The sequence below is a fragment of the Erythrobacter neustonensis genome, from assembly GCF_001663175.1.
Classification (GTDB): domain Bacteria; phylum Pseudomonadota; class Alphaproteobacteria; order Sphingomonadales; family Sphingomonadaceae; genus Erythrobacter; species Erythrobacter neustonensis.
Genome location: NZ_CP016033.1, coordinates 630819 through 645897, shown reverse-complemented (window position 1 = coordinate 645897; position 15079 = coordinate 630819). Strand labels below are relative to the sequence as shown.

Sequence of the window (15079 nt, the reverse complement as noted above, 5' to 3'; positions counted from 1 at the left end):
TTCCAACGGGGGTTGGTCGAAGGAAGGCGCGATGCGTATCGTGAGGAATAATCTTGTCCTGAACGAGGACCACAAAACCGTGGGACTTAAACTCGGGCGGATCGGAATGATCATCATCGATTATGCGGAAAACGTCGCGGTCCCCGATGCGCTGGCTGCGGAAATTTTCGGGCTTGATGCGGACGAAGTGATCGCGCGCGACACGTTCCACGGGCGGATCCATCCCGACGATCAGGACGGAATCATCGCGCTGGTCGACGATCTGATCGCAGCCGACAACCGCGATGTGATCGAATTCACCCACCGGATCGTTGCTGCCGATGGCGAAATTCGCTGGGTCCATGCGCGCAAGCAGTTGTACCGCGAGCAGGGTGCGTCCGATGGCCCGCCAGCGGCCGCGGTGGCCGCGGTGCAGGACATCACCGAACGCAAGCGCGCCGAAGAGGCATCGCGATACCTGATGCGCGAATTGCAGCACCGCACGCTCAATGTAACCGCGATCACTTCGTCGCTGGCGCGCATGGTGTATCACGCCGGATCGCCCGAAACCTTCCTCGAACGGTTCGAACCGCGCATCCGCAATCTGGTTGAGAACATGCGGATCGAATCGCGCGGCGAGGGTATGGATCTGCGTCGCGCGCTCGACATTGCGCTGTCGCCCTATTTCGATGCCGCGCGGCACAATGTCGCGATCGAAGGCGAACCGATCGCGCTTGACGGACAGCAATCGCAGACGCTGGCCATGGTCTTCCACGAATTGGCGACCAATTCGGTGAAATACGGGGCCTTGGGGCAATCCGGACTGCGCCTTTCGGTCAAATGGGCGCGAGATCATGAAGGCATGGTCGCGCTGTCATGGACAGAAACGCGGCAGGAAGCTGCAACGGGAACGCGGCGCGCAGGGTTTGGCACTCAGATCCTCGAAGATTTTGCGTCTATGGCGCTGAACGGGCATCCGCAACAAACCTTCGATGATCTCTCCTATTGCTACACCTTGCGTTTTGCGGTGCGCGAAACCGCAGGCAAGGCCGACGAGGCCGGATGTCAGGTTGAGCGCGTCGGCTGACGACCGCGGCGATCATCCCGGCGGCGACCGGGATGATCGCATGGGTCAGGCAAGCCGGCGGCGATAGAGCGCGAGCAGTTCGGCCTCGCCCCGCGCGGCGGCGGCGGCATCATAGGCCGGGCTGTCGGGCACCATCCAGCCGTGATCGGCGGGATAGACCTCGACCTTCGCATCGACCCCTGCGGCTTTTGCGGCGTCGGCAAAGGTGGTCTTGTCGGCGGGCGCCTTGGCATCGTCGTCCTGCGCGACCGCGATCAGCAGACCGGCTTTCACCTTTTGCAGCAGCTTGTGCGGGCTCATCGGCGCATCGGGACGGACCAGGCCGCCGCCGTGGAAGTTGGCCGCCACCTTGACGCGGGCGGGCACGGCCGCCGCGCTCCAGACGGTGAAGGGGCCGCCCATGCAATAGCCCTGCGTGCCGATCCCGCGCGCGGTATCGACGCCCGGCTGCCGGTCGAGCCAGTCAGTGATCGCGATGGTGTCGCGCGTGATCGCCTCGGCGGTGAGCTTGCCGCGCCACGGGCCGACCTTCTGGAACCCGCCGCCGGCGGCAAAGGTGGCGAAGTCGGCGAATTGTTCGCCCGCGACATCGCGGTAATAGGGGTTCACGACGAGCACGGCGTAGCCTGCGCCTGCCAGCGTGCGCGCGATGTTGCGCTTGGCTTCGCGCAGGCCGGCGATGTCGGGCCACAGGATCACCGCCGGATGCCTGCCCGTGGCGGGGCGCACGAAGAAGCCGTCGATCGTGCCATCGGGGGCGGCAAAGGTGACGCGGTCCTCGGTCAGCCTCAACGATCCGGCCGATCCGGCAGGCTCTCCCATGCCGGGGCCGGTGCAGGCGCCAAGCGCGGCAACGCTTCCCAATACGCCGAATTGCCGGCGGCTGAGCGCGCCCTTTGCCCACTCGGCAAGCTTGCTTTCATCGCACATCGATTGTCTCTCCTTCACGCCCGTCCCTGCCTATCAGTTCTGGCGCCCGGGCCTGCGATCAACACGTGGCAATGGACAACCGTTCCAACGCGCGGCAACATGATCGCAAAATTACAGAACCCGGGGAGAGGGATCGATGACCATGAAGCGGTGGGCCGCGGGCGCGGCGGTGTTGCTGTCGGCTGCGATGCTGGCGGGTTGCAACGAGATGTTCCCGGGCAGCGAGGCGGGCGCTGCGGCTGGGGGCGAGGGCATCACCACCGCGCGGCTGGTGGGCGCGGACGGCGACGGCGCCAACTGGATCAGCCACGGGCGCACCTATTCCGAACAGCGGTTCTCCCCGCTCGATGGGGTCAACCGCGAGAATGTGGGGCAGTTGGGGCTGGCGTGGTTTGCCGACATGGACACCGCGCGCGGGCAGGAAGCGACCCCGCTGGTGATCGATGGCAAGCTCTATCTCACCACCGCGTGGAGCAAGGTGAAGGCCTTCGACGCGACCACCGGCAAGCCCTTGTGGGAGTTCGATCCCAAGGTGCCCGGCGAAACCGCGGTCAAGGCGTGCTGCGACGTGGTGAACCGGGGGCTGGCGGCTTACGGGGACAAGCTGTTCTTCGGCGCGCTCGACGGGCGGCTGATCGCGCTTGACCGCAACACCGGGGCGGTGGCGTGGGAGAAGGTCACGGTCGACCAGTCGAAAAGCTACACCATCACCGGCGCGCCGCGGGTGATCGATGGCAAGGTGATCATCGGCAATGGCGGGGCGGAGTTCGGGGTGCGCGGCTTTGTCGCCGCCTACGACGCAGGCAGCGGCGAACAACTCTGGAAATTCTACACCGTCCCCGAGGGCGGGCAGGGCGAGGATGCGCCCGCGCATCTCCAGAAGGCTGCGGCGACGTGGAACATGGATGTGCTGGGCGCCAGCGACGCGATCGGCGGCGGGGGCACGGTGTGGGATTCGATGGCCTACGACCCCGATCTCGACCTGCTCTATATCGGGGTAGGCAACGGCTCCCCGTGGAACCGCGCCTATCGCAGCCCGGCCAAGGACGGCAGCGGCGGAGAGGGGGACAACCTCTACCTCTCCAGCATCGTCGCGATCCGGCCCAAGACGGGCGAATATGTCTGGCACTACCAGACCACGCCGGGCGAGACCTGGGACTTCACCGCGACGCAGCACATCATGCTCGCCGACATGGAAATCGACGGCAAGGCGCGAAAGGTGCTGATGCAGGCGCCCAAGAACGGGTTCTTCTACGTCATCGACCGCGAGACGGGGCAGTTCATCTCCGCCAAGCCCTATGTCAGCGTCAATTGGGCGAGCGGGATCGATCCGGTCACGGGCCGCCCGATCGAGAACCCCGAAACCCGCGTCGACCGCACCGGCAAGCCCGCGATGGTGACGCCCGGCGCGCTGGGCGGGCACAACTGGCACCCGATGGCCTACAGCCCGACCGAAAACCTCGTCTACATCCCCGCGTTCGAGGCCGGGATGATGTATGCCCCCGAAGCCGACTGGAAGCCCGACCGCGCGCGCGGGTTCAATGTCGGCTTCAACCTTGGCGCGGGCGATCTGCCGCCCGACGGGGGCTTCAGGAAGCAGGTCGCGGGCACCTTGCGCGGGATGCTGGTCGCGTGGGACCCGGTCGCGCAAAAGGCGCGCTGGACGGTCGAGCATCCGGGGCCGTGGAACGGCGGCCTTCTGGCAACCGGCGGCGGCCTCGTATTCCAGGGCACCACGGGAAGCGAATTCAACGCCTATGACGCGGCCAATGGCAAGAAGCTGTGGAGCTTTGCGGCGCAGACCGGTGTGGTTGCGCCGCCCGTCACCTATACCGTGGGCGGCGAACAATATGTCGCGGTGCTGGCGGGGTGGGGCGGGGCCTATGCGCTGTCGGTCGATGGCGATCTGATCAACCGCAAGGCGCCAGTGCGCAACATCAGCCGGCTGCTGGTCTTCAAGCTCGGCGGCACCACCAAGCTCCCGGCCGAACCGGCGCTCGCCGACATGCCGCTCGACCCGCCGCCCAGCACCGCTTCGCCGCAGGTGATCGCGGTGGGGCAAGCCAAGTATGGCCGCTATTGCGCGGTGTGCCATGCGCCGGGCGCGGTGGGTTCGACCGTGCTCCCCGATCTGCGGCGTTCGGGCGCGCTCGAAAGCGCAGCCGCCTGGAGCGCGGTGGTGCATGATGGCGCGCTGAAGGACAACGGGATGGCCAGCTTTGCCGGATCGCTGTCGAAGGACGAGATCGAGGCGATCCGCGCCTATGTCATCAAGCGCGCCAACGATGATAAAGCGCTGGAGACGAGCAAGAAGGTCGCCCGGCGCTGATGCAGCCGGGCGATCCCGCCGACATCCGTAATTGGCAGCGGCGGGCGGACGGGATCACGACTTCGGGCAGGCTTGAGGCGCATGACCCGGCGCGGCTGGCGGCGATCGGCGTGCGCCATGTGATCAACCTTGCGCTCGACTCTCATCCCGAGGCGCTTCGCGATGAGGCCGCGTTGATGGCGGCGGCGGGGATTGCCTATACGCATATCCCGGTGCCGTTCGATGCGCCCCGCCTCGATCACGTCGCAGAGTTGCAAGCCGCGCTCGCCGCGCACCCCGGCCCCGCCCACGTCCACTGCATCATGAACTGGCGGGTGAGCGCGTTCTTCTATCTGATCGACCGCGCTGGCGGCGTTCCCGAGCCCGAGGCGCGCGCACGCATGGCGCGGGTCTGGAACCCGCTGGAGGATGACGGCGCGCCCGCAGTGTGGCGCGCGCTGCTGGCCTAGCCGCGGAAAACCACCGTCCGGTTGCCATTCATCAGCACGCGTTCGGCGGCAAACAGCCGCACGGCCTCGGCCAGCACGCGGCGTTCGATATCGCGGCCCTTGCGCACCAGATCCTCGGGGCTGTCGGCATGGGTGATGCGTTCGACATCCTGATGGATGATCGGCCCTTCGTCGAGATCGGCGGTGACGAAATGCGCGGTCGCGCCGATGATCTTCACGCCCCTCGCATGCGCCTGATGATAGGGCTTGGCCCCTTTGAACCCGGGGAGGAAGGAATGGTGGATGTTGATGCAGCGGCCCGCGAAATGCGCGGATTGTTCGTCCGAGAAGACCTGCATGTAACGCGCAAGCACCACCAGTTCGGCATCGGTTTCATCGGCCAGCGCGCGGAACGCGGCTTCGGCCTGCGGCTTGGTTTCGGGGGTGACGGGGATGTGATGAAACGGAATGGCGCCGATATCCACCCGGATCGCGGCCTCGCGCGGGTGGTTCGACACGATCCCCACGATCTCGATCGGCAATTCGCCCGTGCGGTAGCGATAGAGCAGATCGACCAGGCAATGATCGAACTTGCTGACGAGGATCAGCGTGCGGCGCGGGCGATCCTCGCGCGCCATCTTCCATTCCATGCCGAAGCTGTCGGCAAGACCAGCAAAACCGGCGCGCAGATCGTCCGCCGCCGCGCTGCCCGGATCGAACACCACGCGCATGAAGAAGCGGTCCTCGCCCCCGTTCGCCGCGCGGTCGTTGAACTGCTGCGCGTCGAGGATATTCGCGCCCCGCTCGAACAGAAAGCCCGTCACCTGCGCGGTGATGCCGGGCCGGTCGGCGCAGGCGAGCGTCAGGACGAGCGGCTGCGTCATGCCTAGCGGGCGAGCGCGCTCTCGCACTGGGCCATCAGTTCGGCGATGATATCGGCGGCGGGTTCTTCCTTCGTCACCATGCCGACCGATTGGCCCGCCATCACGCTGCCGTTTTCGACATCGCCTTCGATCACCGCGCGGCGCAGCGCGCCTGCCCAGTAATGCTCGATCTGGAGCTGCGCCTCCATCATGTCGACGTTGCCGGCATCAAGCTGTGCGGCGACTTCGCGCTGCTTGGCGGTGAATTCCTCGGTGCCCTTGTTCTTCAGCGCACGCACGGGGATCACCGGCAGGCGCGGGTCGACCTGTACGCTGGCCACCGCCTCGCGCGCGCTGGCGCGGAAGAACGCCTTCTTGAAATCGGGATGCGCGATGCTTTCGGTCGCGCAGGCGAAGCGGGTGCCCAATTGCACGCCCGCCGCGCCCATTTCGAGATAGGAGGCGATCGCCTCGCCCCGGCCGATGCCGCCGGCGACGAAGATCAGGTGCTCATCGGCCAGCGCGGGCAGGATTTCCTGCGCCAGCACGCTGGTCGAGACCGGGCCGATATGCCCGCCCGCTTCCATGCCTTCAATCACCAGCGCATCCGCGCCCGAACGCAGCAGCTTCTTGGCCAGCGCGAGGGTGGGGGCAAAGCAGATCACCTTGGCGCCGGCGTCCTTGATCGCCTCGACCGAGCCTTTGGGCGGGATGCCGCCCGCCAGCACCACGTGGGTCACGCCATGCCTCGCGCACACCGCGATCAGGTCGAACAATGCGGGGTGCATCGTGATGAGGTTGACGCCGAAGGGCTTGGCTGTGAGCGCCTTGGTCGCGGCGATTTCGGTGTCGAGGAGGTCGGGGGTCATCGCCCCGCAGGCGATCACGCCGAAGCCGCCAGCGTTGCTGATCGCGGCGACGAGGTTGCGCTCGCTCACCCAGCTCATCGCGCCGCACAGGATCGCGGTTTCGCAGCCGAGGAAGTCGCTGCCGCGCTTCATCATCGCGGCGGTGTGGGGATAGGTTTGCATGGCGCGCGCCCTAGTCCGAACCGGAGGAATAGACAATCCGAACCGCTTGCGCGGCCTGCTTGGCAAGCTCCACTGCCGCTGGTGCATCGCCCGCGCGCGCGAGCGCCACGCCCATCCGGCGGTAGGGCCGGGTGACGGGCTTGCCGAAGATCCGCACATCGGTGTCGCCCAGCGCCAGCGCGTCGCCGAGGCCGTCGAAGGCGAAGCTGTCGCTCTCGCGGTCGGCAAGGATTACCGCCGAGGCGGCCGGGCGCGCAGCGATCTCGGCAGGCACGGGCAGGCCAAGGATCGCGCGGGCGTGCAGATCGAATTCGGTCAGGTCCTGGCTCGCCAGCGTCACCATGCCCGTATCATGCGGGCGGGGCGATAGCTCGGAGAAGATCACCTCCTCGCCGCGCACGAAGAACTCGACCCCGTAAAGCCCCCAGCCGCGCCCTTCGCCTTGCAGCGCCGTCACGACCTTGGCGGCCATGTCCTGCGCAGCGGCAAGCGCGGCGGGCGACATCGCGGCAGGCTGCCAGCTTTCGCGGTAATCGCCGCGTTCCTGCCGGTGGCCGATCGGCGGGCAGAACGAGATGCCGCCGGCATGGCGCACGGTCAGCAGCGTGATTTCATAGTCGAAGGCGATGAACTGTTCGGCGATCACCCGCGCCCGGTCACCGCGCATGTTGGCAACCGCATAGTCCCACGCCGTCTCCAGCGCCTCCGGCTTGTCGACCTTGCTCTGACCCTTGCCCGAAGAGGACATGACGGGCTTCATCACGAGGGGATAGCCGATCCGCGCGGCGATCGCCTCACACTCGGCGAAACTTTCCGCATAGCCATAGCGCGAGGTCACCAGCCCCAGCTCGCCCGCAGCCAGATCGCGGATCGCATCGCGGTTCATGGTCAGCTGCGCCGCGCGCGCGGACGGGACGATTGCGAAGCCCTCGGCCTCGAGATCGCCCAGCACCTCGGTGCGGATCGCTTCGATCTCGGGGACGATCAGATCGGGGCGGTGCTTTTCGGCGGCGGCGCGCAATGCCGCGCCGTCGAGCATGGAGAACACCTCGCGTCCGTCCGCGAGTTGCATCGCAGGCGCATCGTCATAGCTGTCGCAGGCAATCACGCGCGCGCCGAGACGCTTGGCGGCAATCACGAATTCGCGGCCCAGCTCGCCCGAACCGAGCAGCAGGATGGTGGCAATATGGCTCATGGGGCAAGGGGTTTAACCGCCTCGCGCGCCAAGTCCAGCGTCAGGCGGCCTTGCGGTTGCCTGCCAGCGCGACCTTGCGCCCGCCGCCTGCGCGCGCAAGCACAAGGCCGAGTTCCGCTTCGCGCAAGGTCCAGTCGACAGTGCATTCGACCCGCGCCAGCCCCGCGCTCGCCGTCAGCCGCGGCGTCTTGGTGCAGGCCGAGGCAGCCAGCCCCGTGAACGTGCGCACCACATCTTCGGCCCATTCGCGCGCCTCCTGCGCCGTCACATCGGGCAGCAGCACCGCAAAGCGTTCGCCATCGAGCACCGCGGGTTCGTGCCCGGGCAGCGCCATCGTTTCGAGAAACTTCGCAAAGCCCCACAACACTTCGTCCGCGGTCCGCTGGCCATAGCGCAAGCGCAGCGCGCGCATCGCATCGATCGCAAACACCGCGACCATCTGCCCTCCGCCGCGGGCGAGGTGGCGGCGCAGGCTGGCGCAAAAGGCCTGACGGTTGGCAAGCCCGGTCAGGGGATCGGTGACCGCGCGGGCGTGCAATTCGCCTTCGAGGCTGCGCAGGTGCTGGACCGAACGCATCAGGCACATGGCGCCATCGGGGGTGCCATCGGGGGTGCACATCGGCTTGAGGCTGAGCGCATACCAGCGCTCGCATCCGATCTCGCGGCAGGCCCGGTCCTGGCAGACCGCGCGCTCGGGGCAGGCCGCGACCGGGAATTCGGCCCATCCGGCCTTGGTGCAGCCCTTCAGCGCGCGTTCGACATGGGCGGCAAGAAATGCCGCATGATCGCGCTGCGCCAGATCGGTGATATGCGGCAGCAGCAATGCGGCAGAGACATCCAGCCCGAGTTCGGCGATCCCGGCGGAGGCGTGAATGATAAAGCCTCTGGCATCGAGCCGGATGACGATATCGCCCGAAGTCTCTTCCAACAGACCATGCAGAACATGGCCTTCAACGTCGCTTAGCCCGATTTTCATGCCGACAGTGCCCCAGCGGTCCAACGATTGATTCGCCAACTCGCTCCTAGTCAGAATTACTTGGTAACTAACGCAAAGTAGCCGTAAGAAAAAAGTCCCCTGTTTTTCCGACTACAATGCGTATTATCGTTAGCGAAGTGAATTCACCCGACTAAAATACGAATCGCCTCCGGATTTCGTTTACCATAATTTGCGATCGGGTCAGTCTATCCAATACGTATTTGGCGCATAGGTAGGCAGGACTAGGGCCGGGAACCCGACGCGGTGAAGTCTTCAGACTTCGATCATGATCCGCACGGCTTCGGGCGCAGTGCCGCAGGCTTCGGCGATGCGCGCGCGGCATTCGTTGATCACTGCATCGATTTCGCGTGACGCGGGCGCTGCGGCGAGCATTTCGGGGGTGACGCCGAGCGCCGCTGCAATCGCATCGAGCCGCTCGGGAAGGGGCCGTGCCTTGCCCTTTTCCCATGCCCACACTGTCGGCTTGCTGACGCCGAGCGCAGTGCCGACATCCGACAGCGTCAGCCCGGCTTCGCGGCGCAGGCGGTTGAGCCGCGCGCCAAGCGCTTCGTTGCCGGTGGCTGCTGCCTGACGGGCGCCGGGCAGGGGGTGGCTTTGATATGCCGCAGCTGCCCCGGCCTTCGGTCCGCCCGCGGCGAGGCCCTGCAACTGCGCTGCAGCGAGCGCAGCCGGGCCAAGCGGCTGAGCAAAGGCGCAGCCATAGAGCTGGCCGCTGCGCCACGCGACGGTGGCAACTACGCTGCCGGCATGCGGCAGATCGAGCGCCAGTTCTTCGCCTTCGACAAGAGTGACGCCGGTTTCAAGCAAGAGGCCGTCGGCCGAGATATTGTGCACCGTCACATTCGCCGCGATCGTTTCGCCGTCGTTTGCGCCGAAAAAGCCGCTGGTTTCCAGCCACAAGGCCCGGCGCGGCGCGCCGCGCGGGGTTTGGCCGGGAACGGTCGATACCGCAGCCGTCTGATCGAGGTGGGCCTTGATGGCCATGAATGGTCAACTCCTTGCTCGGGAATGAGCGAGCAAACATTCGATGTGAAGTTTTTAAGATGTGGTTACCCGATTGCGTTAATCCGGGCAGACTGCGTCTCCAGTAAGCTAACTTGCAAAAAGCGGAAGTGTCGCGCGGCAGGCCGTGGCTGCAGAACGATGCTTGCTTAGAGCGGGGGCTTCGATATTCTCGCCGCCGGCGCCTCTTCATCGGCGAACCGTCAGGCGCGAGGGGCACGGATGGGCGGAAATCAGCGCAATATCGGGGATGAGGAGTGGCTGATGGTCTATGCCCTGTTCTTTTCGACCGCGGTGATCACGATTGCGCAGCACACGGCGATCTTTCCGCTGTCCGGGGCGCCGGCGGTCAGGATTGCCCTCGACGACGTGCGCGTCGGCCCCATGGCGGCAACCGAAGGCCGCGTGCCCGTCAACGCGCGGTCACCCGGCAATCAGGCGGCAATCACCCCGGCACAGCGCGGCACAGCAGACGCGCAAGACATGCAGGCAGGCCCCGGCGTGCCGGGCACTGGCAACGATTTTCGTTCGGGGGCGGGTTACTATCTGGCCGATGCGGAAGCTGCACAGGCTCCGGCAGCAGATCCCGCGATCCAGACGGATGCGGCGGCGGCTGCGCCAGTCCGGATTGCAAAGGATGTTTATGTGCAGGGCGAGCGGGCGGGAAAGCTCGATATCATCGTCGCACAGGACGGCGCGCTGCTGGTCGATGGGCGCGCGCTGAAGCTGCTGCTGGCCCGCGCGGCGCCGCAGAGTGCTGGCGGAGTTGCCGCAGGTCTAGGCGACGGGCCGATAAGCCTGCAGGCCCTGCGCGCGGTGGGGATCGACCTGCGCTATTCGCGCAGTGACGACGCCTTCAGGCTGGCCGGGTGACTGTCTGTCGGGACGCGGGGGGCAGGATCATGGTTTGAGCGCACGGCACGACCGCGCGGTCATGGTCGCGTCGAGCGGCACCAGCGGTGTGATCGGCGTGAAAACGTAAGACGCGGTAACCACGCGTCCGCAATCGGCATCGGTCACGTCGAACACGGAAGCGGTGACCGGCGCGCCCATTGCCGCGTCCGCAGCAAAGGTCTTGGTCGCGGCAAAGGTGGTGCATTGGGCGCTGTTCAACGCGGAACACCGGGCCGCCTTCTCCACCGCGGTTTGCAGGCTGCTCCGGATCCACATGAAGCGGCCAAGTTCGATCGATCCGAACACCATCGTCACCATCACCGAAAACACCAGCGCAAATTCAGCCGCGGTCGCGCCTGACGTGTTGCGCGCGGCGGCTGCGAGATTGCGCCCGATCGCGCGCTTCATGGGATCCGCACCACGGCGGTCGAGACCACGTTGACGGGGTTGGACAGGCCCGGCCAGGAATAGATCAGCGTATAACTCGTGGCTGCGCTGACGGTCACGTAATTGCCCGCCAGGCCGCCCGCCGGACAGGTCGCTCCGCATTCGGCGGCGGTAATGCCGGTCGCGGCGTTCGGGCAGCCGCAGGTTTCGATCGGCGTTGCTGCGGTGACCGCGATCGATGCGCCTCCGGTGATGGCAGTGGTGATCGCATCCTCGTCGAACCCTTGCGCTGCGGCATAGCTGGCGCCCGCGTGGGTGGCCGATGCGACCTGCAGACGGGTGAAGATCAGGCCGCCGAAATCGATCGCTGCGGTGATCAACAGCGCCAGCAGCGGCACAATCAGCGCGAATTCGGCAGCACTGGCGCCCGAACGGTCGGAACGCAATCGCCGGATGAAGGAGGGGAAGATCATGGCCATCATTCGACCAGCGCTATCGTGCCGGATCCGAAGTCCTGGATACCCGAGCCCGGACAATTGGCTTTCATGGCGCCGTTGTTCTCCAGCAACACCCGCCATGCCACCAGCTGGGTGCACTTGGTTGCCGTCAGGTTGTTGTTCATTTCCAGCACTGCGTTGGGGAAATAGAACGCGCCTTGCACCGCGATCGTGTTGCCGTTTCCGAAAGTGAATTTCGACGATGTCGTCCGGTTGCCGCGCGTGCTCATGAAGGCCACACCGCTGTATGTGCCGGATGTGGGCGCGGTGATATTGAAGGTGTTGAAATTCTGGATCGAAACCGCGCTTGGAGCCATGTTGAAGATCAGCGTGACACCACCCGATGGGCTGTTGAAGGTGAAGTTGCTGGCAACGCTGAACTGCGTCTCGATGTAATAGACGCCGGGATTGAAATTGATGGTCTTGTTGACAGCGCTGCTGCCCAGGGTGAACCCGCGGCAATACTTGCCCGGATTGAGGGTCCCGCCATTCCTTACCGGCTGGGTGCCGATGCAAGCCCCGCTCGTCGGCGTGGTTCCGGTCAAGTCCTCGTAAGGATTGTTGAGCCCGCCGCTCGGCAGCGGCTGCTGGGTTCCCGTCACTGTGGCATTAGGGCGTGTGGTCACCGCGCCTGCCGAATAGAGGGAACTGGTGACCTGCACGTTGTTCAGCAGGCTGATGCCCGAGGCCGAATAGAGGTTGCACTGGGCCTGATTGAAGATCGTGTTGTTGGAAAAGGTGATCGCCGGCCCTACCGTGTCGAGGCCCACCACGCAGGAACCGCCTCCGCCGGTGCCGGCCACCGCACGGGCGACGACGGTCGGCGCGCCGGCGGCGAATACAGCCGCAAGTCCGAGGCTTTGCGGCTGGCGGATCGTGACCTGCCAATAGGTCGGGACGCCGGAATAGACCCCGGATGAAGGCGGGTTGTCGACGGTCACCGTTACGCCATCGGCGCCATCGACAAAGCCCATGCTGGCCGCAATCGCGCGCGCTTCGGTTGCCGCGTTGGTGCCTGCGGCACTGGCGATCGCGGCCGAATAGGCTGCCTGATCGGCGGCGCCCTGTGCCTGCCGGCTGTTGATCGACCACACGCCGGCATCGATCGCGAGCGCGCCAAACCCGATCAGGACCGGAAGCATGATCGCAAAGGTCGCCGCCGCTGCGCCGCCCTGCTCGCGCATCAGCCGCGTTATCCGGTTGGCGAAGGTGCCCTGTGGGGCTTGCGCAGACACGTTCGGATCATCGGTCATGCTATCGGTTTCCTAGCTTCCGGTCGAAACGAAATAGGTCAGCCAGCCCCCGGCCGCGATCGCCATGCCGTAGGGAAGCTTCATGAAATCGGCCGCGCGGGCCGGGGTCGGGGCCATCGCCGCGATCCGCGCTCGCAAGGGAAACCACATCAGCAGCAGCACCACACCCAGTGCCGCGACCGCAACCAGCATCAGGAACGCCGATTTCAGGGGCACCCAGACGGCAACGGCAGCGTAGAACTTCGCATCGCCGCCGCCGATCACCGAGGTGGCAAACAGCGCCATCCCCACCAGCAAGGCGATCAGCGCATGGGCAAGTCCCATCGCGACCCATCCAAGATCATGCGTCACCGCGCCTGCCGCGACGCCGGTGACAATCACCGACAGGCACAAAAGGTTGGGGATCACGCGGTGGCGAAAATCCATATAGGCCGCGACGGCGCACTGCGCTGCCAGCACAGCCACCGCGAGTGCCGGGGCGAGCGCAGGATCCATCAGGGCCGCTCGACCGCCATGGCCGGGCCCGCAGTCGCCCCCGCGAGCGGGTTGTCGATCATCCGCGTCTGCGCGGCGGCGGGCGCGGCTGTAGGCTTGGCCGCCGGCGTGGCGGGGTTGCTTGGCACCGCCTTGTCATCTGATTTCCGCGCGAGGTAACCGACGGTCGCGGTCGGCGCGGTGGTGGCGGTGGCCGTCACAAGGAACACCTCGCCGCGCGAACGCCGTTCGATATTGCCGGCCTGCCGCGCGGGTTGGACGGGGGCGGCTGGATTTTCGGTCACGAAGCCGCGGGTGTCGCTCCCCGAGGCACCCTGCTGCACGGCAAGACGGGCGGCATCCGAACTGGCCTTGCGCGCCAGAACGGCGTGTTGAAGCCGGAGCAGGTTGGCGACGAAGCGTTCGTCGGCCGGATCGGCGGCGATCGCGGATTTGAAGAACTGCTCGGCAAGATCCTCGCGGCCGAGCTGGGCATAGGCGACCCCGAGCGCATTGCTCGCCGGTGCGCGGGTGGCCTGATCCATCAGTGCCATCCGGAGCGGGCCGATAGCCGCTGCAACCCGGCCGGCCTGCAATGCCGCGCGGCCCTCGGCCAACGACGCGCTGCCGCTGTCAGGCACCATCTGCGCAGCGCGGGGTTCCCCACGTTTGAACATCCAGCTGGTCAAGGGGAAGGATTGGCAAGCCGACAACGCCAGCATCGCCGTCGTAAGCGTCAGCATTCGGGCAAGAGACCGCATTGGACAGACACCTTCTACAGGAAGTTTCGGACGATGCGCACGATGCCTGGCAGCATCACCACGCTGATCATCGTGGGCAGCATGAAGACAACGAGCGGAATGGAAATCAGCACGGGCAGCCGGTGGGCCTTCTCCTCGGCGCGCATCTTGCGCTTTTCGCGCATCTCGGCCGAATAGATGCGCAGCGAATCGCCGAGGCTGGTGCCCATCTTGTCCGACTGGATCAGCAGCGCGGAAAAGCTGCGGACATTGTCGACCCCGCTCATCACCCCCATCATGCGCAGCGCTTCGTCGCGCGGCGCACCGGCACGCATCTGCAACGTCGCGGTCGAGAGCAATTCGGCGATCTGCGGGTGCGAACGCATCATTTCGCGCCCCACGCGGTTCATCGCGGCTTCGAGCCCGAGCCCTGCCTCGACGCACACCAGCATCAGATCGAGGCAATCGGGAAAGCCGAGTTCGATCGCCTCCTGCCGCCGGTCGATCCGCGCCTGGATGAGCAGGTTGGGCATGTAGAGCCCGAGCGCCGCAAGCCCCGTGCTGTAGGCATAAAGCTTCAGCACCGATGTCTCCTCGCCCGAAAAGGCGGAAAGCAGCAGGTAGCTGCCGGGCAGCAGGATCACCAGCGCCAGCCGGACCATGGTGAAGATCTTCGGCGCGGACGGCTCGCGGAACCCGGCGGCGATCATCCGCTGGCGCAGTTTGTCGCCCTTGGTGTCGACAAGGTTGAGCCCCGCCTTTTCAAGCGCATGCGCCAGTTGCGCCCATGCGGATTCGTCGCGGTTCTGGATCGAGCCGCCGCCTGTCTGGATCGCGATACCCGAGCTGCCGATGCTTTGCACGCGGCGGCGCAGTTCCATCCGGTCGATGATGAACTGCAAAAGCCGGGAAAACGCAAAGGTCGAGCCTGCGAACAGGATCACCAGCACGGCGATCCGGACAACCGGGTTGAGAGATATCAGATCGACCATC

General features: G+C 65.9%; 16 protein-coding genes. 4 read left to right on the top strand and 12 right to left on the bottom strand.

Features of this window, described 5'->3' with window-relative positions:
- Positions 1-31 precede the first annotated feature (31 nt).
- Complete coding sequence (locus A9D12_RS03115; RefSeq protein ID WP_082925363.1) at positions 32-1066, top strand: sensor histidine kinase; 1035 nt, start codon at positions 32-34, stop codon at positions 1064-1066.
- A 45-nt stretch (positions 1067-1111) separates the two neighbouring features.
- On the opposite strand, the gene A9D12_RS03110 is transcribed toward A9D12_RS03115, so the two are convergent.
- Positions 1112-1996: a dienelactone hydrolase family protein gene (locus A9D12_RS03110; RefSeq protein WP_068349700.1), complete on the bottom strand. Its 885-nt coding sequence runs from the start codon at positions 1994-1996 to the stop codon at positions 1112-1114.
- Positions 1997-2138: 142 nt separating this feature from the next.
- On the opposite strand from A9D12_RS03110, the gene A9D12_RS03105 reads away from it, so the two are divergent.
- Positions 2139-4325 (top strand): PQQ-dependent dehydrogenase, methanol/ethanol family, encoded by a 2187-nt coding sequence (locus A9D12_RS03105; protein WP_068353542.1) that lies wholly within the window; start codon positions 2139-2141, stop codon positions 4323-4325.
- Positions 4325-4774, top strand: coding sequence for a beta-lactamase hydrolase domain-containing protein (locus A9D12_RS03100; protein WP_068349698.1), 450 nt, complete (start codon positions 4325-4327; stop codon positions 4772-4774). The genes A9D12_RS03105 and A9D12_RS03100 overlap by 1 nt, the downstream gene beginning before the upstream one ends.
- Here A9D12_RS03100 and purU read toward each other — a convergent pair.
- The 5 genes from purU to A9D12_RS03075 form a co-directional block, all read right to left on the bottom strand.
- Positions 4771-5637, bottom strand: a complete 867-nt coding sequence (gene purU, locus A9D12_RS03095; RefSeq protein ID WP_068349696.1) for a formyltetrahydrofolate deformylase — start codon at positions 5635-5637, stop codon at positions 4771-4773. The genes A9D12_RS03100 and purU overlap by 4 nt on opposite strands.
- Positions 5638-5639: 2 nt before the next feature.
- Complete coding sequence (locus tag A9D12_RS03090) at positions 5640-6647, bottom strand: NAD(P)H-dependent flavin oxidoreductase (protein ID WP_068349694.1); 1008 nt, start codon at positions 6645-6647, stop codon at positions 5640-5642.
- Between the two features lie 10 nt (positions 6648-6657).
- On the bottom strand, positions 6658-7842 hold the full coding sequence (gene purT / locus A9D12_RS03085; protein ID WP_068349692.1) for a formate-dependent phosphoribosylglycinamide formyltransferase: 1185 nt from the start codon (positions 7840-7842) through the stop codon (positions 6658-6660).
- 40 nt (positions 7843-7882) lie between these two features.
- Positions 7883-8818, bottom strand: a complete 936-nt coding sequence (locus A9D12_RS03080; RefSeq protein WP_068349690.1) for a sensor domain-containing diguanylate cyclase — start codon at positions 8816-8818, stop codon at positions 7883-7885.
- 273 nt (positions 8819-9091) lie between these two features.
- Positions 9092-9823 carry a helix-turn-helix domain-containing protein gene (locus A9D12_RS03075; protein ID WP_068349688.1) on the bottom strand — a complete coding sequence of 244 codons (732 nt, stop codon included), beginning with the start codon at positions 9821-9823 and terminating at the stop codon, positions 9092-9094.
- Positions 9824-10063: 240 nt separating this feature from the next.
- On the opposite strand from A9D12_RS03075, the gene A9D12_RS03070 reads away from it, so the two are divergent.
- Complete coding sequence (locus tag A9D12_RS03070) at positions 10064-10714, top strand: hypothetical protein (protein WP_068349686.1); 651 nt, start codon at positions 10064-10066, stop codon at positions 10712-10714.
- A 27-nt stretch (positions 10715-10741) separates the two neighbouring features.
- Here the strand turns inward: A9D12_RS03070 and A9D12_RS03065 are convergent, their stop codons facing one another.
- The 6 genes from A9D12_RS03065 to A9D12_RS03040 form a co-directional block, all read right to left on the bottom strand.
- The gene (locus tag A9D12_RS03065) at positions 10742-11143 is read right to left on the bottom strand and encodes a TadE/TadG family type IV pilus assembly protein (protein ID WP_068349684.1); all 402 of its coding nucleotides are present in this window, start codon (positions 11141-11143) and stop codon (positions 10742-10744) included.
- Positions 11140-11595: a TadE/TadG family type IV pilus assembly protein gene (locus A9D12_RS03060; protein WP_197489866.1), complete on the bottom strand. Its 456-nt coding sequence runs from the start codon at positions 11593-11595 to the stop codon at positions 11140-11142. The genes A9D12_RS03065 and A9D12_RS03060 overlap by 4 nt, the downstream gene beginning before the upstream one ends.
- 5 nt (positions 11596-11600) lie before the next feature.
- A complete protein-coding gene (locus A9D12_RS03055; RefSeq protein WP_068349680.1) occupies positions 11601-12872 on the bottom strand; it encodes a TadE/TadG family type IV pilus assembly protein in 1272 nt (423 codons plus the stop codon).
- A gap of 12 nt (positions 12873-12884) precedes the next feature.
- Positions 12885-13367: an A24 family peptidase gene (locus A9D12_RS03050; protein ID WP_068349678.1), complete on the bottom strand. Its 483-nt coding sequence runs from the start codon at positions 13365-13367 to the stop codon at positions 12885-12887.
- Complete coding sequence (locus tag A9D12_RS03045; protein WP_197489865.1) at positions 13367-14023, bottom strand: hypothetical protein; 657 nt, start codon at positions 14021-14023, stop codon at positions 13367-13369. Before A9D12_RS03045 ends, A9D12_RS03050 begins: the two co-directional genes overlap by 1 nt.
- A 98-nt stretch (positions 14024-14121) precedes the next feature.
- Positions 14122-15078, bottom strand: coding sequence for a type II secretion system F family protein (locus A9D12_RS03040; protein ID WP_068349673.1), 957 nt, complete (start codon positions 15076-15078; stop codon positions 14122-14124).
- Position 15079 lies beyond the last annotated feature (1 nt).